This is a genomic window from Flavobacterium sp. UW10123, from assembly GCF_040538975.1.
Classification (GTDB): Bacteria; Bacteroidota; Bacteroidia; order Flavobacteriales; family Flavobacteriaceae; genus Flavobacterium.
This window is the reverse complement of the sequence record NZ_JBEWQE010000006.1, coordinates 205,786-224,925: the sequence shown is the minus strand read 5'-3', so window position 1 is coordinate 224,925 and position 19,140 is coordinate 205,786. Positions and strand designations below refer to the sequence as shown.

Here is a 19,140-nt window from a genome sequence, read left to right as displayed (position 1 = left end):
AATTATTTTCAGCATTACATTAAAAAAATGTAAATTCGCACACTATGAAAATACAAGATATTCAAGCGATTCAATTATTGCTTGCTACGCCAAAGAAAATTGCAATAATTCCGCACAGAGGACCAGATGGTGACGCCATGGGTTCTACTCTAGCTTTATACCATTTTTTACTCAAAAATAATCATCAGCCAACCGTTATTTCTCCAAATGATTTTCCTGATTTTTTAGCTTGGCTTCCAGGCTCAGAAACAGTAAAAATCTATGAAAAAGACACTCAAAACTGTATCAAAATATTAGAAGAAGCCGAACTTATTTTTACGCTAGATTTTAATGCTTTTCATCGCACAGGTGAAATGGAACATACTCTGGCAAAACTTACGGCTCCGTTTATCATGATCGATCATCATGAAAAACCTCATGATTATGCTGCTTATACGTACTCAGACACTTCGTACGGATCGACTTGTGAAATGGTTTATAATTTTATTGCCTTTTTAAACAAAAAAGAAGATATTGATAAAACCATAGCAACTTGCATCTATACTGGAATTTTGACCGATTCTGGTTCATTCCGTTTTCCAGGAACCACCGGAAATACGCACAGAATTATTGCCGAACTGATCGATTTAGGAGTAGAAAATACTCAAATCCCTGTTTTGCTATACGATAATAGTTCTTTTAGCCGTTTGCAGTTACTAGGCCGTGCACTTCAAAACATGAAAATTTTTGAAGATCATAAAACGTCTTACATGACCCTTACTCAAGAAGAACTTGATTCGTTTAATTATGTAAAAGGTGATACTGAAGGAATTGTAAACTACGGATTAAGCATTCGCGGAATTGTTTTTACAGCCATATTTATTGAAAACAGAGAAGAAAAAATTATTAAAATTTCTTTCCGTTCTCAAGGAGGATTTGATGTAAACCAATTTGCAAGAGATCACTTTAACGGAGGCGGACATGTTAATGCAGCGGGCGGAAGATCTGAAGCTTCTATGGAAGAAACAGTAAATAAATTTGAAGATTTAGTAAAAAAACTAAAATTATAGTCCAAATCATGAATAACCTAAAACTTAGCATTTACACTTTGCTTTTTGCTGTTTTAATAAGCAGCTGTAAGCATCATGAAGAAGCCAGAAGACCGATTTCTAGAGCTTCGGGAACATTCATGAAAAAATCGGCAGACCGAAATAAAAAATTAGTGGCCAACGAGGAGGAAGTCATTAAAAAAATAATCAAAAGCAATCCGAAAGTAAAGTATTATGCTACTCCAAAAGGATATTGGTTTTGCTACGAAGAAAAGAATGCTGCAGAAACTCTAGCTCCTAGAAAAGGCGATATTGCCTATTTTAATATGGAAGTAAAAGATATAAAAAGCAACGTCATTTATTCTGAATCTGATCTTGGACCTCAAACCTATTATGTAGACAAGCAAGACATTATGATGGGATTACGTGATGGTATTAAAAGAATTCATAAAAATGAAACCGTTACGTTTTTATTCCCATCACATATGGCCTACGGATATCACGGAGATAACAAAAAAATTGGGCCAAACGAATCTTTAATTGTTACCGTTACGCTGAGAAATTTTGTTCCAGATCCAACAGCTCAAACACCAAAACCTGCTGCACAATCACCACAAACCACAACACCAAAACCTGCAGTTGCAAAACCAGCTGCACCAGCTAAAAAAGACACATTAACTCAATAAAACAATATCTTAAAATGAAAAAGAGTATTTTATTATTACTAATAGCCGTAAGCTCATTTTATTCTTGTAAAGACGATCATAGCAATCTTCCAGATGGTCTATATGCCGACATCGAGACAAACAAAGGTCACATTATTGTAGAGCTAGATTACAAAAAAGCGCCTATAACTGTTGCTAATTTTGTTACTTTAGCTGAAGGTAAAAACGAGTTTGTAACACACGAAAACCTTAAAAACAAACCTTTCTTTGATGGTTTAAAATTTCATAGAGTTATTGAAAGTTTTATGATCCAAACTGGTGATCCATTAGGAACTGGTTCTGGAGATACTGGCTATAAATTTAAAGATGAATTTTCTGACTTGAAATTTGACAAAGCTGGTGTTCTGGCAATGGCTAATAACGGCCCTGGAACAAACAGCAGCCAATTTTTCATCACGCATGTTGAAACTCCTTGGTTAGACGGAAAACACACAATTTTTGGTCATGTTGTAGACGTAAAAGATCAGGAAGTAGTGAACAAAGTTGTGCAGGGAGACAATATCGTTTCTATAACTATTATCAGAAATGGTGAAGCAGCAAAGAAATTTGATGCTGTAAAAGTATTCCATGATTATTTTGCTGACATTGCAAAAGAACAAAGCAAATATGCTGGTGTTCAAAAAGAAAAAGTAGATTATTATACCACTTTAAAAGCAAAAGCAACTAAAACTACTAGTGGTTTAGAATATGTAATCACAGAAAAAGGAAACGGTAAAAAACCTGCTGCAGGAAATCCTATTTACATTCACTACGCTGGTTTCCTTGAAGACGGAACGTTATTTGATGCTAGTATCGAAGAAGTTGCAAAACAATTCGGTAAATATGATCCTGCGAGAGCAGCACAAGGCGGTTACCAGCCAATTCAATTTCAAGCTGGTAAAAAAGACGGTTTGATTCCTGGTTTTATTGAAGGAGTTGAGCAATTATCTTATGGAGATAAAGCAGTTCTTTTCATTCCATCACACTTAGCTTATGGAGCAACTGGCGCTGGAGGTGTGATTCCGCCAAATGCCAATATCATCTTCGAAATCCAGATTTCAGACAAACAGTAATCAAATTATAGACTTAAAATTAAAAAGCAATGAAATTTAAATTTCTGTTTTTATTTTGCTTAGCAATAGTAAATATTCAAGCTCAAACTAAAAAGCCTGCTGCAAAACCAGCACCAAAAGCTACAAGCAGAACAGCTGTAGCAGCAAATCCTGGTGACGGAATTTTTGCTACAATCTCTACTACAAAAGGAGATATTGTTCTTTCTTTAGAATATACAAAAGCTCCTGTTACAGTAGCGAACTTTATTACTTTGGCAGAAGGTACAAATCCTAACGTTAAAGCTTCACTTAAAGGAAAACCATTTTACAATGGATTAAAATTTCACAGAGTTATTAATGATTTCATGATTCAAGGTGGTGATCCTGACGGAAATGGTTCTGGAGGCCCAGGATATTCGTTTAAAGATGAATTTGTAGACGATTTAAAATTCGAAAAAGGTGGAGTTCTAGCAATGGCAAATTCTGGTCCGGCAACAAACGGAAGCCAATTTTTCATTACACATAAAGATACACCTTGGTTAAACGGAAAACACACTATTTTTGGTCATGTTGTTTCTGGAATGGATAATGTAAATAAAATTGTTCAGGACGATGTAATGACAAAAATCGTTATTACACGCAAAGGTGCAGCAGCAAAGAAATTTGATGCTTTAAAAGTTTTAAGTGATGATGTTAAAAAAGAAGCTGCTAAAAAAGAAGAAGCAAAAAAGGTCGTAACTGCTAAAGCTGCTTATTTTAAAGACCTAAAATCAAAAGCAACTGCAACTCCTTCTGGCTTAAAATACGTAGTAACTCAAAAAGGTACTGGTATTAAAGGCGCTGAAGGTTCTACAATCTACTTTCACTACGCAGGATATTTTGAAGATGGCACTTTATTCGACAGCAGCATGGCTCAAGTAGCAAAATCATACGGAAAATATGATGCAAACAGAGATGCACAAGGCGGTTACAAAGCTTTTCCTTTTACAGTTGGCAAAAAAGACGGAATGATTCCTGGCTTTATTGAAGCTCTGGATATGATGACAGACGGAGAAAAAGCAACTTTCTTCCTGCCATCAAATTTAGCTTATGGAGAAAAAGGTGCCGGCGGAGTTATTCCTCCAAATGCAACTTTGATTTTTGAAATCGAAACGTATCAAAATCAACCTAAATAGTTAGCAAAGAGAAAATTTGTTTTTTATAAATATAAAAAGCCATCAGAATTAGTTTTGATGGCTTTTCTGTTTTTCAATATTTTCATTTTTTAGAAAATCCTTAATTTAAGCCTTTAAAAATCAATTCTATTGTAGTTAAATCACTATTTTCAACATAGTACAAGAGAATCCTAAACAAAATAGCTTACCTTTGCCGGCTTAATTTTTTAAAAAGAGATAATTTATGACGTCGCAAAATAATGTATTAAAAGGTGTTTTTCTTGTTGCTTTGGGAGCAACTACTTACGGAATGCTAGCTACTTTTGTAAAAATAGCTTATTCTGAAGGCTACACAACTGCAGAAGTAACGACTTCACAATTTATATACGGAATTCTAGGAATTCTTCTAATCAATCTTTTTCAGCGCATTAAAAATAAAAACAAACCAGCCGTAAAAGCATCTCGTAAAAATATTTTCAGTTTAATGCTTGCAGGAACTTCATTAGGAATGACCAGCTTATTTTATTATTTGGCTGTAAAATACATTCCTGTTTCTATCGGAATCGTTTTATTGATGCAAACTGTTTGGATGGGTGTTTTACTTGAAATGATTTTAGAGAAAAAACTACCTTCAAAACAAAAGGTCATTGCTGTATTAATAGTGCTTTTCGGAACTGTTTTAGCCACTAATATTATCAATAATGATATCCAATTAGACTGGCGAGGTTTAGTTTGGGGAATGCTAGCCGCTGCGTCTTTTACTACAACTATGTTTACCGCTAATAGTGTTGCAACCGAAATTTCATCTGCACAAAGAAGTCTTTACATGCTTTTGGGTGGTGCTGTTATTGTATTTTCTTTTGCTTTTGCAACACAAGTTACTGCTTTTAATATGGAAATCTTCTTGAAATGGGGAATTGTATTGGCACTATTTGGCACTATTATTCCGCCACTATTAATGACAGCAGGATTTCCGTTAACTGGAATCGGATTGGGAAGTATTGTTTCTGCGCTAGAACTGCCAGTTTCTGTAATGATGGCTTATGTTTTATTAAATGAAAAAGTAATCTTTTCTCAATGGGTTGGCATTTTATTGATTATTCTTGCCATAATTATTATGAATGTAAATTTCAAGTCAAAAAGATAACTCAAAATACATACTTTCAAAAAAAGAAGAACTGTAATGCAATAATTGTTAATTTTTTTATAAATTCGTGATAAACAATTAGATATCATGATTCTACCTTGGCATTTATATTTAATGGCTTTCCTTTATATTGTTGCCGGGCTAAATCATTTTAGAAATCCTGGAATGTACATAAAAATCATTCCGCCCGCATTTAAAAACCCCAAATTAATAAATATTTTAAGTGGTGCCGCCGAAATCATTCTGGGCATCTTTTTAATCCTGCCTTTTTTATCAAATTTTGCCGCATGGGGAATTATAGCACTATTACTTGCTATTTTCCCTGCCAATTTGTACATGTTTCAAAATAAAAAAGCAGGTTTTGGTTTACCAATATGGATTTTATTTGTACGTTTGCCCTTACAATTTGTTTTGATTTATTGGGCTTACCAATATACATTCTAAACATTAACCATTAAATTATTTTATTATGAAAAAATTATTTGCAGAGTTTTTTGGGACTTATTGGCTTGTTTTTGGAGGATGCGGAAGCGCTATTTTTGCTGCCGGAATTCCTGACTTAGGAATTGGATTTGCTGGTGTTGCGCTAGCATTTGGTTTAACTGTGCTTACAATGGCATATGCTGTTGGCCATATTTCTGGTGGTCATTTTAATCCCGCTGTTTCTTTTGGTTTATGGGCTGGAGGAAGATTTTCGGGTAAAGATCTTATTCCGTACATCGTTGCACAATGTGTTGGAGCTGCGGCAGCGGCAGGAACTTTATACACAATAGCTTCTGGAAAAGCTGGTTTTGCAATAGACAATACAAAAGCTGGTGCCTTTGCATCTAATGGTTTTGGGGCTTTTTCTCCTGATGGTTATTCTTTACAATCTGCTTTTATCGCAGAATTTATACTTACTTTATTTTTCTTGTTAGTGATTTTAGGAGCAACTGATAAATTTGCCAATGGCAGATTTGCTGGAATTGCAATTGGTTTGGCTTTGACTTTAATACACTTAATCAGTATTCCAATTACGAATACTTCTGTAAATCCAGCGAGATCATTATCTCAGGCTATTTTTGTTGGCGGAGAGCCATTATCTCAGGTTTGGCTGTTTTGGGTCGCCCCAATTCTTGGCGCATTAGCAGCAGGATTCCTGTATAAAACTCTGCTTCAAAATCACGCAGAAGCATAATAGCAAAGAAAATCAACACATCATCAAAAAAATAAAAATATGGAATTTTTATATTTCTTACTTATAGGTGCCATTTCTGGATGGCTGGCTGGTCAAATCTGGAAAGGCGCCGGCTTTGGTTTAATTGGCAATATTATTGTCGGAATCATAGGCGGATTTATCGGAGGATGGATTGCCGGAAAACTTGGTATTGGAGGCGGTGGTCTTCTGTGGCAGATTCTGATTGCCGTAGGAGGTGCTTGGGTTTTATTATTTATAATTAGCCTCATCAAAAAATAATACGCAATTATTAGTACATAATTTAATTTGAAAGAGAAAATCAGATATATTTATATCAGATTTTCTCTTTTTTGTTTGGATAAAATCGACAAGAAAATTTTATTTCAACTCAAATATTTATGTATTATGAACGAAATCATTTCTTACTTCAGTACAATTCCATCATCACACAGAAGCCTTATTTTGGTTGGCGGAATCACTATTTTCTGGCTTATTGAAAACAGTTTTCCACTGTTTAAAATGCCATATAAAAAATGGCCGCACGCTGGGATAAACTTCTTTTTTACGTTTACAACAATTGTCGTCAATTTTATTTTAGCTTTTATTTTAATAAAAACAGCTGCTTGGACAATCGAAAATAATTTTGGCATTTTGCAATGGCTTCCTCAAATGCCAATTTGGCTTTATACCATAATTGGATTACTGCTTTTAGATTTAATTGGTGCTTATTTAGCTCATTTAGTAGAGCACAAGGTAAAAATTTTATGGCAGTTTCATTTGGTACATCATACCGATACTTGGATCGATACCACAACAGCAAATAGGCATCATCCTGGAGAAAGCGTAGTGCGTTTTGTTTTTACCACTTTAGGTGTTTTAGTTGTTGGATCTCCAATGTGGATGGTTTTTCTTTACCAGTCATTATCAGTTGTTGCTTCACAATTTAATCACGCCAATATTTCGCTTCCAGAAAAATTGGATGTTTTTTTAAGCTACTTTATTGTTTCTCCAAACATGCATAAAGTGCATCATCATTATGTCCTGCCTTATACGGATAGTAATTATGGAAATATTTTTTCTGTTTGGGACAGGCTTTTTGGAACATTCACTTATTTACCAAAAGATCAACTTATATATGGTGTGGATACCCATATGATGCCTGAAGAAAATAATGAATTGAAGAATCTGCTAAAAATTCCATTTCAAAAATCAAGATCCTTTAAAAACAGCTAAATTCTCTAAAAAAAGTGCGCTTTACTTAACCAACTTATTATTTTTTTTTTTAATATTGATACAAGAATTGAAAATCAATCTATTAATAATTAACACCCTATTTTGAATTAATTTTCACGAGATGAAAAAGAGTAGCCGCAAAGAATTAACTCCGGAACAAACTGAAAGACTTGTTTCGTTAGCTTTAGAAGAAAGAAATCCATTTGAAATTATAAAAAAAGAATTTGGATTGGCAGAAAAAGAAGTCCTGGACATCATGAAAAAGAAAATGCCTCTTGAAAAATTTGAAATGTGGAAAAAGAAGGCAATTGCAAATAAACCAAAACCAAAACCAGTTAAAATAGATGATTTTGATGAAGATTTGGACGGAAAATATTATATCAAGAATAAATTAGACTAACATAAAGCTCCTGTTTTTCAGGAGTTTTTTTTTATCTTTAAATTTAATGTTATTTTTTAGTAACTTTTCGATACTTTTTGTGACAAATACAATTAACTAAACATAGACAAATGAAAAAAATACTTTACACCTTAGCTCTAGCGGTAACTTTTTGGAGCTGTAAAACAGGGAGCACTGGAGCCGCAAAAAGCAATATTGTTGAAGTTAATATCAATTTAACAGATGTTAAAGACGATAAAGTTTTGGTAACCGTTACGCCGCCAGCCTTTAAAACAGATGAAGTTGTTTACAGTATTCCGAAAACCGTCCCTGGTACTTATTCAACAGATAATTACGGAAAATATTCTGAAGATTTCAGAGCATTTGATGCTAAAGGAAATCCTCTTACTGTAAAAAGATTAGGCGACAATTCTTGGTCTATTTCAAATGCAAAAACATTAAAAAGAATTACTTATTTGGTAAACGATACTTTCGATACTGAAAAAGGAACTGGTTTTGGAAATGATGATGTTTTCTCTCCTGCAGGAACAAATATCGATGCTGGAAAAAACTTCATGGTTAATACTCATGGTTTTGTAGGATATTTTCAAGATAAATTAGATGTTCCATACAAAGTTACTATTACACATCCAGAAACACTTTGGGGAGCTACTTCTATGACAGATCAAGATGCAAGCAATACTTCTGACGTGTTTACCACTTCTCGTTATGCTATTTTGGTAGAAAATCCAATTATGTATTCTAAACCTGATTACACTACTTTTAATGTAAACGGAATGGATATTTTGATCGCTGTATACTCTCCTACTGGAAAATATACTGCCGAAAGCATTACTCCAGAGATGAAAACGATGATGACAGCACAGAAAAACTTTTTAGGAAAAGTAAATTCTACTAAAAAATATACTGTCTTATTGTACTTATCAAGCATGGCAAAAGATGATGCTCACGGTTTTGGAGCTTTAGAGCACCCAACAGCTACAACTGTAGTTCTACCAGAATCGATGCCAAAAGAAAAATTGGTAGAATCTATGAAAGATGTGGTTTCTCACGAGTTCTTTCATATTGTAACTCCATTAACTATTCACTCAAAAGAAATTCAGTATTTTGATTACAATGCACCGCAAATGTCTGAGCATTTATGGATGTATGAAGGTGTTACAGAATATTTTGCTAACCTTTTCCAAATCAACCAAGGTTTGATTGACGAAGCTGAATTCTACACTCGTATTGCAGATAAAATCCAACAATCTAAACAGTTAGATGATACTATGTCATTTACTGTTATGAGTAAAAACGTATTAGACCAGCCTTATAAAGACCAATACTTAAATGTGTACCAAAAAGGAGCTTTAATTGGTATGTGCATCGATATTATTATTAGAGAGAAAAGCAATGGAGAAAGAGGAATTCTTGATTTAATGCACAAATTATCTGATGAATACGGTGTTGAAAAACCTTTCAATGATGATGAATTATTCGCTAAAATCACTTCATTAACGTATCCTGAAGTTGGAGAATTTTTAAACAAATATGTTGCTGGAACTACTCCAATTCCTTACGATTTTTACTTAGCTAAAGTTGGTGTTGCAAAAGCAATGGAGAAAAAAACAGGAAATCCGTTTATTAAAGGACAAACTCCAAATATTACTATTGACAAAGCAACTAAAGAAATCGCTGTTCGTCCTGAATCAGAATCAATTGAATTCTTTAAAAACTTGAATTTAAAAGGTGGCGATAAAATTTTAGCCGTAAACAACAAATCATACAATTTGGACAACATTTATGATTTGATTACTGAAAGTGAAAATTGGAAAGATAATGACCCAATCACTTTGAAAGTAAAACGTGGCGGAAAAGAAGAAACCATTAAAGGAACTGTAAAGTTACCATTTGAAGAAGCTGAAACTTTTAAAGCAACTGATGCATCAAAAGAAAAACTTAAAAATGCTTGGTTAAAAGGATAATTTCGTTTTACGATATAAAAAAACCGACAAGTGATTGTCGGTTTTTTTATGCTTTGTCATCCTGAGGAACGAAGGATCACACACGTAAATTGACAAAGATTGTCCGACATACTTTGCGGAGCTTCTTGTGTGATCCTTCCTTCGTCAGGATGACAATATTATGACTATTTTTTCACAGGAAATTTCCAGTCAAACTCATCTTTACTATTGATGATCGCTCCTATTTCAAACTTCACTACCTCATCAAATTCTGTTTGAAGGATAAACCAGTTGTCTTCGTTGAAATAATTTTCGAACGTGTCAAAAGTTTCCTGATTGTATTTTGTGATTCCTTTTGTCGCAAAATCTTTCTTTACATCAGCAATTTTTCTTCCAATTAATTTGAATCCGAAAACTTCTAGATCATTACTTGAAGCTACTAAATAACCTAATTTCAAATCTTCCTCCTGATAAAATGTCAATCTGATTTTGTGTGCATTGTAAACAAAAATCACGTTGTCATCTTCGTCTTTATAATTTTTATCAGGTTTTCCTAAAGCAGCTATTACGTCATTCTGCTTCATTCCAAAAAGCAGTTTATCTATTCCTGATTTTAAATTGATCTTCATATTGATTGTCTTTATTTGAAGTGCAAATTTCGTGAAGTTTTTTGTTGTTTTGCCACTAATTGCACAAATTTTCTCTAATTAAAACATCATCGTTTTGTCAGGCTGAGCGAAGTCGAAGCCCTTTTAAGCTTAAAAGCCCTTCGACTTCGCTCAGGGTGACAATACAATCGTCACAACTTGACTCATAATTTATAATTCTTATTCGGCTTGTTGCTCATATAAAAAGTAATTTTTCCGCCATTCATCACATCTTCATGCTTCAAGAAAGGTCTCGAAAGTTCTTTTCCGTTTAAAAGTACTTTTGAAACAAATACATTTTTATCAGATTGATTTACAGTTTCAACTTCAAACGTTTTTCCGTTTTCTAAATTCAGAATAGCATTTTTTAGCAATGGGCTTCCTAATGCATATTCGTCAGAACCAGGAGCAACAGGATAAAATCCTAAACTGCTGAAAATATACCATGCACTCATTTGTCCGAAATCGTCATTTCCACCTAAACCATCAGCGCCATTTCGGTACATTTTTTTCAAGATCATTCTAATTTTATCTTGCGCTTTCCAAGGAGAATCTGTCCAATTATACAAATAAACAACGTGATGCGAAGGTTCATTTCCATGAACATAATTTCCGATAATTCCGTCTCTTGTGATATCTTCTGTATTCTCAAAATACTTGTCTGGAAGATGCATATTAAATAAAGAATCTAAACGAACTTTAAATTTCTCATTTCCACCCATCAATTTAATCATGTCGGCTGGATCTTGCGGAACATACAAACTATAATTCCAAGAATTTCCTTCAATAAAACCTTGTCCGTGTGTGTCTAATGGATCAAATTCTTTCTTAAAAGTTCCGTCGTTTAATTTCGGACGCATGAAACCTGTTTTTTCGTCATAAACATTTTTATAGTTCTTCGATCTATTGATGAATTCATTATAAATAGCTGTCTTTCCTAATTTCTTTGCTGCCTGAGCAATTGCCCAATCATCATAAGCATATTCTAAAGTTTTAGAAACCGAAGCACCATTTTTATCTTCTGGAACATATCCTTTATTCATGTAAAATTCTAAACCATCGTAATACGGAACTTTTGCAGTATTCACACAAGCCTGAAGTGCTTTTTCTGCATCAAAACTAATATTGCCTTTTACAATGGCATCTGCCACAACCGAAACCGAATGATACCCAATCATACACCAGTTTTCGTTTGCATAATGCGACCAAATCGGAAGCATTTTATGAACACTTTGATCTGAATGCGCCAGCATTGAACTTACCATATCAGCGTTTCTTTTCGGCTGAATAATATTAAATAGTGGATGTAACGCACGATAGGTATCCCAAAGTGAATAACTGGTATAATTGGTAAAGTTTTCGGCTCTGTGCACATTCATATCAAGACCTTTATAATTTCCATCTAAATCCATGTATTCTGTTGGCCCCAAAAAGGCATGATACATTGCGGTATAAAAGTTTACTAAATCTTCTTTTTGAATAGTTTCAACCTGAATTTTATTCAATTCCTTATTCCAAACTTCCTGACTTTGTTTTTTTACATTTTCAAAATCCCAATCAGGCGTTTCTTTTTTCATGTTTTCTAATGCTCCTGCAGAACTTACAGGTGATAATGCCATTTTGATTTTGATTTTCTCTCCTTCATTCGTATCAAAATCAAAAAACAATTTTAAATTTTGTCCTGCCATTTCTGGAAAGTTTTTCGTTTGATCAAATCTTCCCCAGAAACCTCTATAAACACTTTTTTCTTGAGCCGCTTGTCCGTAACTTTTAATTGGCTTATTGAAAGACATCGCAAAATATACCGTTCTAGTTCTAGCCCATCCGTTTGTCTGACGATATCCTGTTATCAGAGTATCATTTTCTACACGAACAAAAGTCCAAACATTCTTTTTATCATAATTATAAATTCCAGACGTTAAATCTAAAATTATGTGCGCTTGATCCGATTTTAGAAAAGTATATTGATGCATTCCAACGCGAGTTGTCGCTGTCAATTCTGCTTTAATTTTATGATCTTCTAGAAAAACGCTGTAATAAGCTGGTTCTGCTTTTTCTGTTGAATGTGAAAATGCCGATCTATAACCTGATAAAGGTTTTGATGTCACACCTGGATTTAATTGCAGTTTCCCAGTTGTTGGTATAATCAAGAAATCGCCTAAATCTGAATGTCCAGTTCCGCTAAAATGTGTATGACTAAAACCTACAATTGTTTTATCTTCATATTGGTATCCTGCACAATATTTATAAACCTCGCCATTATATTTTCCGTTTAAACTGTAAGCGATGGTATCGGTTTCTGGACTTAATTGTACGCTTCCGAAAGGAACTGTTGCACCTGGATAAGTATGTCCCATTTTGGCAGTTCCAATCATTGGATCTACATACTGAATGAGATTTTTATTTTGAATTGCCTTTTTTTGCGCCATCATATTAATAGCCGAAAGCAATATCAATACAAGAAGCAAATTACCGTGTTTTATTCTAATCATATTATAGTTTTTCTTTGAAATATTTTTTGTCATTTAAATCTAGAAAAGTACAATAAAATCTATTTTTAAAAAACATAAATTTAGCAAGATTTAAAAGGTTTAAATATCTTTGATATGCTAAAAGCCGAACCTAAACATGACAAAATATATTTTAATTTTACTTTCTTTTTCTTCTTCATTTATTTTTTCTCAAAAAGTTGAAAGCCATCGATTAACCAAACAAGAAATTTCGCAACGTGAACTTGAGGGCGTAACAGATTTTCCCATTTATAAAGCATTTGAATTTACCGATAAAGGTGGCGTTTACGAATTGGTTTTGGGCGAAAATCAAAAAGCGATTTCTAAAAAAGATACTTTAAACACCAAAATTCAAGCAGTTTGTGTGATTAATGATTACGGTGGATTTTTAGAAAAATGGAGAATTAACGATTTACTTGAGGATTATGAACCAAAAGAAACTAACATTTGGTTCTGGACAAAATACTGCAGCACAAAAGATATTGACGGAGACGGTTACATTGATCCTGTAATTGTTTATGGAACAAAAACTGAATATAATGATATAAGACGCGTAAAGATTATTACAGTTTATAAAAACAAAAAGTACGCAATTCGTGCTGCTGAATGCGATTTAGACTATTGCAGAAGTTTCAAAAAGGACCAGAATTGGAACACGCTTCCCCAGAAGATAAAATCGTATGTTGATCAGTTGGTTATAAAACTTAGAAAAGAACAGAATTTGCTTTTGAAAAACGGATAAGATTTAATTGTGAATGGTGAATTGTAAATGATTGATGGCTGTTCATAATTTACAATTAACAATTAACAATTATTTTTTACTCGCTCATTTCATCGTAGCGTTCTGGAACTTGCGGGTCGTAAAGCGGTAATTTGAATTCTTCCATGACATCAACAAGTTTATTCATGGTTTTTCCTTCTGTACCATAACAGTCAATTTTTATACTTTGTGGTGTAGTAATAACTTGAAATGCACCTTTCCCTTTTGGATTTTTCCAGCTGTTTTCATCAACACGCTCCCAGTCTGAAAAAACAGAATTAATTCTATTTACGATTACTTCTGTTTGAAGAATAGCCAAACCTTCAACTTCTTGTTCTTCAATAAGCGCTTCATAAACTTCCTGATTGTTTAGGTAAATTTCGTCCAGATATCTCCAAAAAAGTAATTCGTACATAATATAATGTGTTTAAAAACATAGAGATGCACACTTGTGCATCTCTAAATTTAATAATTATTTTAAAAGTTTCAAAGTCTTAGCAACTCTGATCCTTTGAACCTTTGCAACTTTAAAAAAATTAATAGTTAAATGTCCCGTATTCGCTTGTAATAGTCAGCTTTTTATCATCAGATGCTTCAACTCTACCTACAATTTGCGCATCAACATTGAATGATTTTGAAATTTCAATAATGTCTTGTGCAATATTTTCTGGAACGTAAAGCTCCATTCTGTGACCACAGTTGAAAACCTGATACATTTCTTTCCAATCTGTTTTTGATTGTTCTTGAATTAATTTGAACAATGGCGGAACTGGAAATAAGTTGTCTTTTATAACGTGTAAATCTTTTACGAAATGCAAAATTTTTGTTTGCGCACCACCACTACAATGCACCATTCCGTGAATATCTTTTGGTGTGTATTTATCTAAAATCTTTTTGATAATTGGTGCGTAAGTTCTAGTTGGAGAAAGCACTAATTGACCAGCATTTATTGGACTGTTTTCAACTTCGTCAGTTAAATTTACTTGTCCTGAATAAATTAATTCTTCTGGAACCGCTGCATCGTAACTTTCCGGATATTTTTTAGCTAAATATTTTCCGAAAACGTCATGACGTGCAGATGTTAAACCGTTACTTCCCATTCCGCCGTTATAGCTTTTTTCGTAAGTTGCTTGACCAAAAGAAGCCAAACCAACAATTACGTCACCAGCTTTAATGTTTGCGTTATCTACTACATCACTTCGTTTCATACGAGCCGTTACTGTAGAGTCTACAATAATTGTACGAACTACATCTCCAACATCAGCAGTTTCCCCACCTGTTGAATGAATGGTAACTCCGAATGATTTTAATTCGTTGATTAATTCTTCTGTTCCGTTGATGATTGCAGAGATAACTTCGGCAGGAATTAAATTTTTATTTCTTCCAATAGTTGAAGAAAGCAAAATATTATCTGTTGCTCCAACACATAATAAATCGTCAATATTCATGATTAAAGCGTCCTGAGCGATTCCTTTCCAAACTGAAAGATCTCCAGTTTCTTTCCAATACATATACGCCAAAGACGACTTTGTACCTGCTCCATCTGCATGCATTATAAGACAGTGTTCATCATCCTGTGTTAGATAATCAGGAACAATTTTACAGAATGCTTGTGGAAATAAACCTTTGTCAATATTTTTTATAGCGTTATGTACGTCTTCTTTTGATGCCGAAACACCTCTTTGTGCATATCTTTTGCTAGAATCTGAACTCATGAAAATTAGTTTGTGTTGATGTGGTGCAAAGATAATCCCTTTTTTTAATTCTTTGACTTATTCGATTATTTGATTCTAAAAAAAATCGGCAGAAGATTATTTTCTGCCAATCATCCAAAAATAAGAATTAGTCATGAAACTCTCTATTTTTCTAAATTATTTCCAATCTGGCATAGAAGCATTTTGAAATAAAGTTGTTCTAGATTCATTATCGTTCAATTTTGCCGTCTGAATATTTTTGGCAGACAATCCATCATTTGACGTATTGACAAATATTACCTCTGCTTCATTTGGTGATAATTTCACATCTAGATCATTAAAACCATCCTCTTTTTGAGTGTCTAATTCTGCCGAAGTATTTGAGGCCACTGTATAAACAAATATTCTCGAATCTAATCGTCTGTATGTAGCATTTTCATAACCAGAAACATCTCTCGTGTAAACTATTTTTTTATTATCTAAAGAAATATCTATACCGCTTGCTGCACCAGTTACTCCTGAAAGCACTGTGTATAATAGTTTCCCAGAAGGGTTTATCACATATATTTCTACATTATAGCCAGAATTATCGTTTACTTTCAAAACAATTTGTTGCCCGTCCTGACTCCACACACATTCAGAAATAAATTTACCATTTGGAGTTTTATATAATTGAACCAGTCCTGAACCATCTGCATTTATTCTATACAATTTGTCAAAATTTGGATAAATAAACTGGCTTCCATTTTTACTCCAACTATAAGTAACATGTTCCATATTAAAACCTGCTATAGGAATAAAGTTGGTAATTTTTCTAGTATTAGTGCCATCAGGATTCATAGTATATATTTGATTTGCTGAACCATCAGAACTAATAAATGCAATTTTATTTATACTAAGATTTTTCACGGGTCTATAGCTATTTATTTCTGATGACGACAATTGCAGTTCATTTCCAGCAGCATCAGCTGTATAAATAACATTATTGTTTTTTACTCTTTTGACATATAAATATCTTGGATTTGGAAATGCTAAGGTTGTAAACGAATTGGTTACGCTATTTGTCGGTTTATTTATACCATCATTTGCTGAAACCTGCCAATAATATTTTGTACTGTAATTTAATCCCGTAATCTTTAAAGTTGTGGCTGTTAAACCAGAATATGTCTTAACCTCATCTGTTGTACCATTTTTTACAGTAACTACATAGGTCAGTGGATCTGACTCTGGATCTGTTGCAGTCCAAGTTAAGTCTAAAGACAAAGCTTGTCCTGTCACGTTGTTTGCTGGTGCGGTAAGAACAGGAACGGTAGGTGGTTTATTAGTGGCAGTAGACACTTCTAATTCAAAAATGACTTCGATTTCAATATCTTTTTCAATTGTCGCGGGTACGAATCTGGCAATAAACCCATCTTTTTGAGCCTGAAAAGCATATTTTCCTTGGGGCACTTTTTCAATTCTAAAGTAGCCATCTTTATCGGTATAAACTGTGCTTGTAGTCGGACTCGAAGAGACGCGGGCATTTTCGATTCCTGTATATGCACGCACATCTACAACTCTTCCCTTTATTGTTCCTGTCCCTGTTTCATCCAGTTGTTCTTCACTACAAGACATCAGAAGAATAAAGCACGCCAAAATTTTTAAACCTATTTTCATTTGAGACATATTTTTATTAAACTTATTTTGCTTTTACCTCTGTAATCACTTTAAAAAGAGCATTGAATTACATTAGGATTTTTTTACTTTTTCTTGTTGTATTTGTAACTCTTCGGAAAATAATAGGTTAATCCTAAACCAAACCGCCAGTAATAATCATCTCTTACTCCACTAATGGTGTAATCTAAATTATCCGTAAAATTCACGTTATACTCTCCATATAGCTTAACTCCAAGATAATTCGTAACGAGGTATTCTACACCTGCTCCAAATTGAACCTTACTATGAACATTTTTAAAATCCGCATTAAAGCCAACACCGGTACCTCCAAAAACATAAGGCGTAAAAGTATCCTGTGGCAAGATGAGAAATTCCAAATTCATGTCTAAAGTTGCATATCCCACATCGTCTTTTCCTTTATTTCCGAGCTTGAAAACATTACCAGATGCACTAATATTAAATCCAGGAGTAAAAAAGAATTTTGCTGCGCCCCTTCCCATTGGTTCCAATTTCGGGCTTTTAAAATCACCTTGCATATAGGTCGCACCTCCAGCAATTTCCAAACCAAAACGCGCTCTTCTTTCAGTCAAATTTCTATCGTATAATTGTGCTAAATCGGCTTCGCTTTTTTCTCTGTCATATGCAGCAACAAAATCATTAACTTGTTTCTGAGGTGCATTTACTTCCCAAAGTTTGTCTTTGATTCCGTCAACTATAAGTCCTTCAACTGCTTTTTCAATAGCTTCTGTTACTGCCATTTGAATTGGCTCATTTCGAGTAAATCCCGTTTCAACCTCCAAAAGCCTGTTTAAATTGACATATCTAAATAAACTTGCATCAATACTTTGTGACAAAATAGTTTTAGAGACATAGACCGTATTTAGTATTTTTCCGTTTGAAGTCGAAACTAACCTTAAATACACCGTAACTCTGTCTTGTCTGTATTGTGTAGAACCGCCCGCACCAAAATATCTTGCACCAAAACCGCCTGTAATAATATTGGTATCATAAGAAATAATTCCACCTTCGAGCAAAACTCCTGCAAACAAAAGCGGTGTTAAGACAGCTTCGTTTGGATCTGTTTTAGAAGCGTATTCCTGACGGGTAGAACGAATAATGTTTCTTTCGTTTAAAAGATTCCCTAGATTTTCACGCTCTATGGGCACAAACCATTTTGAGTCTTGCAAGGCTTTTATTAAAATAGATGTGGCTCCTTGTGTAACAGCTGTACTAAAGGTGCTTCCTAATTCAGTAGGCTTGTATTGTCCTGTCTGATCTTTGAATTTATATACACCTACAACTATCTGCTCTTTGGGTTTTGGCATTTCGACCAATTTGGCTGTAGCTGGAGTATTTTCTCCATATACCGCTTTCTGCACTCCCACAGGCTGATTAAAATATGCTCCACAACCTGAAAGTAGACAAATTAATAAAAATAGAAAAAGGGGACTTTTGTTCATAATCTCAATTATTTAAAATAATACCTGATTTTTTTCCATGCAAAAAGCAAATTTTATTGTCCAGGAAGAATTACTTGTGTTTGCTCTCCTGTGTCTGTATCTAAAACATCGACCACTAATCCTAAATTAGAATGGTAAATATCAATGGACAGAGTTCCAAAAACATACGTTCCTGGCGAGAGTGAACCATTGCCTGTTCCTGTACCAGTACCCGTACCCGTGCCGGTACCAGTGCCACTTCCTGTACCAGTACCGTTTCCAAATTGATTATCAAACAATGAATTCGAAAGTCTGTTTAACAACTGATTATTCAAATTGCTTTTGAAACGTTCCAAATCTGTCTGCTGTTTATAGCCTGTATTGGTATTATCCTTATAATCATTTTGGGCTTGAGCCGAACTAAGTAACCACGGATAATTAAATGTATCTCCTCCAAAATTGGGGTTTGCAGGCTTATAAGCAAGGTTTTGAGCAATAGAAATTGTACTAAAACCTAATAAGCATAGTAATAAAGCTATAGTTTTCATATAGACACTTTTTAGTTTAAACATCAAATAACAGTAGACTCTGTA

At 33.9% G+C, this 19,140-nt stretch carries 19 protein-coding genes; 12 read left to right on the top strand and 7 right to left on the bottom strand.

Translation table 11 applies throughout. The annotated features are described in order from the left end of the window. The first annotated feature begins 44 nt into the window (after positions 1 to 44). The 11 genes from ABXT06_RS09215 (at position 45) to ABXT06_RS09165 (ending at position 9,862) form a co-directional block, all read left to right on the top strand. Entirely contained in the window at positions 45 to 1,049 is a 1,005-nt protein-coding gene (locus ABXT06_RS09215) for a DHH family phosphoesterase (RefSeq protein ID WP_354590488.1), read from the top strand. An 8-nt stretch (positions 1,050 to 1,057) separates the two neighbouring features. Next, positions 1,058 to 1,714 (top strand): gliding motility-associated peptidyl-prolyl isomerase GldI, encoded by a 657-nt coding sequence (gene gldI / locus ABXT06_RS09210; protein WP_354590487.1) that lies wholly within the window; start codon positions 1,058 to 1,060, stop codon positions 1,712 to 1,714. Between the two features lie 14 nt (positions 1,715 to 1,728). After that, positions 1,729 to 2,805: a peptidylprolyl isomerase gene (locus ABXT06_RS09205; RefSeq protein WP_354590486.1), complete on the top strand. Its 1,077-nt coding sequence runs from the start codon at positions 1,729 to 1,731 to the stop codon at positions 2,803 to 2,805. A 29-nt stretch (positions 2,806 to 2,834) separates the two neighbouring features. After that, positions 2,835 to 3,959: a peptidylprolyl isomerase gene (locus ABXT06_RS09200; protein WP_354590485.1), complete on the top strand. Its 1,125-nt coding sequence runs from the start codon at positions 2,835 to 2,837 to the stop codon at positions 3,957 to 3,959. Between the two features lie 223 nt (positions 3,960 to 4,182). Continuing rightward, a complete protein-coding gene (locus ABXT06_RS09195; RefSeq protein WP_354590484.1) occupies positions 4,183 to 5,085 on the top strand; it encodes an EamA family transporter in 903 nt (300 codons plus the stop codon). An 87-nt stretch (positions 5,086 to 5,172) separates the two neighbouring features. Next, positions 5,173 to 5,529: a DoxX family protein gene (locus tag ABXT06_RS09190; protein ID WP_354590483.1), complete on the top strand. Its 357-nt coding sequence runs from the start codon at positions 5,173 to 5,175 to the stop codon at positions 5,527 to 5,529. 25 nt (positions 5,530 to 5,554) lie between these two features. Then, the gene (gene aqpZ / locus ABXT06_RS09185; protein WP_354590482.1) at positions 5,555 to 6,262 is read left to right on the top strand and encodes an aquaporin Z; all 708 of its coding nucleotides are present in this window, start codon (positions 5,555 to 5,557) and stop codon (positions 6,260 to 6,262) included. 39 nt (positions 6,263 to 6,301) lie between these two features. Beyond that, entirely contained in the window at positions 6,302 to 6,541 is a 240-nt protein-coding gene (locus tag ABXT06_RS09180; RefSeq protein WP_111286841.1) for a GlsB/YeaQ/YmgE family stress response membrane protein, read from the top strand. A 126-nt stretch (positions 6,542 to 6,667) separates the two neighbouring features. Further along, positions 6,668 to 7,495: a sterol desaturase family protein gene (locus ABXT06_RS09175; RefSeq protein ID WP_354590481.1), complete on the top strand. Its 828-nt coding sequence runs from the start codon at positions 6,668 to 6,670 to the stop codon at positions 7,493 to 7,495. Between the two features lie 121 nt (positions 7,496 to 7,616). Beyond that, positions 7,617 to 7,895, top strand: coding sequence for a DUF2805 domain-containing protein (locus tag ABXT06_RS09170; RefSeq protein ID WP_008462445.1), 279 nt, complete (start codon positions 7,617 to 7,619; stop codon positions 7,893 to 7,895). Between the two features lie 110 nt (positions 7,896 to 8,005). Next, positions 8,006 to 9,862: a M61 family metallopeptidase gene (locus tag ABXT06_RS09165; RefSeq protein WP_354590480.1), complete on the top strand. Its 1,857-nt coding sequence runs from the start codon at positions 8,006 to 8,008 to the stop codon at positions 9,860 to 9,862. A gap of 164 nt (positions 9,863 to 10,026) precedes the next feature. Here the strand turns inward: ABXT06_RS09165 and ABXT06_RS09160 are convergent, their stop codons facing one another. Together ABXT06_RS09160 and ABXT06_RS09155 are read right to left on the bottom strand one after the other, a co-directional pair. Then, positions 10,027 to 10,470 carry a hypothetical protein gene (locus ABXT06_RS09160; RefSeq protein ID WP_354590479.1) on the bottom strand — a complete coding sequence of 148 codons (444 nt, stop codon included), beginning with the start codon at positions 10,468 to 10,470 and terminating at the stop codon, positions 10,027 to 10,029. 182 nt (positions 10,471 to 10,652) lie between these two features. Further along, the gene (locus ABXT06_RS09155) at positions 10,653 to 12,980 is read right to left on the bottom strand and encodes a GH92 family glycosyl hydrolase (RefSeq protein ID WP_354590478.1); all 2,328 of its coding nucleotides are present in this window, start codon (positions 12,978 to 12,980) and stop codon (positions 10,653 to 10,655) included. 136 nt (positions 12,981 to 13,116) lie between these two features. On the opposite strand from ABXT06_RS09155, the gene ABXT06_RS09150 reads away from it, so the two are divergent. Continuing rightward, entirely contained in the window at positions 13,117 to 13,740 is a 624-nt protein-coding gene (locus tag ABXT06_RS09150; RefSeq protein WP_354590477.1) for a M949_RS01915 family surface polysaccharide biosynthesis protein, read from the top strand. Positions 13,741 to 13,816: 76 nt separating this feature from the next. Here the strand turns inward: ABXT06_RS09150 and ABXT06_RS09145 are convergent, their stop codons facing one another. From ABXT06_RS09145 to ABXT06_RS09125, 5 genes are all read right to left on the bottom strand, one after another. Continuing rightward, on the bottom strand, positions 13,817 to 14,173 hold the full coding sequence (locus ABXT06_RS09145) for a hypothetical protein (protein WP_354590476.1): 357 nt from the start codon (positions 14,171 to 14,173) through the stop codon (positions 13,817 to 13,819). 121 nt (positions 14,174 to 14,294) lie between these two features. After that, positions 14,295 to 15,473, bottom strand: a complete 1,179-nt coding sequence (locus ABXT06_RS09140; RefSeq protein ID WP_354590475.1) for an AIR synthase related protein — start codon at positions 15,471 to 15,473, stop codon at positions 14,295 to 14,297. A 156-nt stretch (positions 15,474 to 15,629) separates the two neighbouring features. Next, positions 15,630 to 17,108, bottom strand: coding sequence for a carboxypeptidase regulatory-like domain-containing protein (locus ABXT06_RS09135; protein ID WP_354590474.1), 1,479 nt, complete (start codon positions 17,106 to 17,108; stop codon positions 15,630 to 15,632). Positions 17,109 to 17,191: 83 nt separating this feature from the next. Then, positions 17,192 to 18,568: a CsgG/HfaB family protein gene (locus ABXT06_RS09130; RefSeq protein ID WP_354590473.1), complete on the bottom strand. Its 1,377-nt coding sequence runs from the start codon at positions 18,566 to 18,568 to the stop codon at positions 17,192 to 17,194. A gap of 53 nt (positions 18,569 to 18,621) precedes the next feature. Further along, on the bottom strand, positions 18,622 to 19,095 hold the full coding sequence (locus ABXT06_RS09125) for a curli assembly protein CsgF (protein WP_354590472.1): 474 nt from the start codon (positions 19,093 to 19,095) through the stop codon (positions 18,622 to 18,624). Positions 19,096 to 19,140 lie beyond the last annotated feature (45 nt).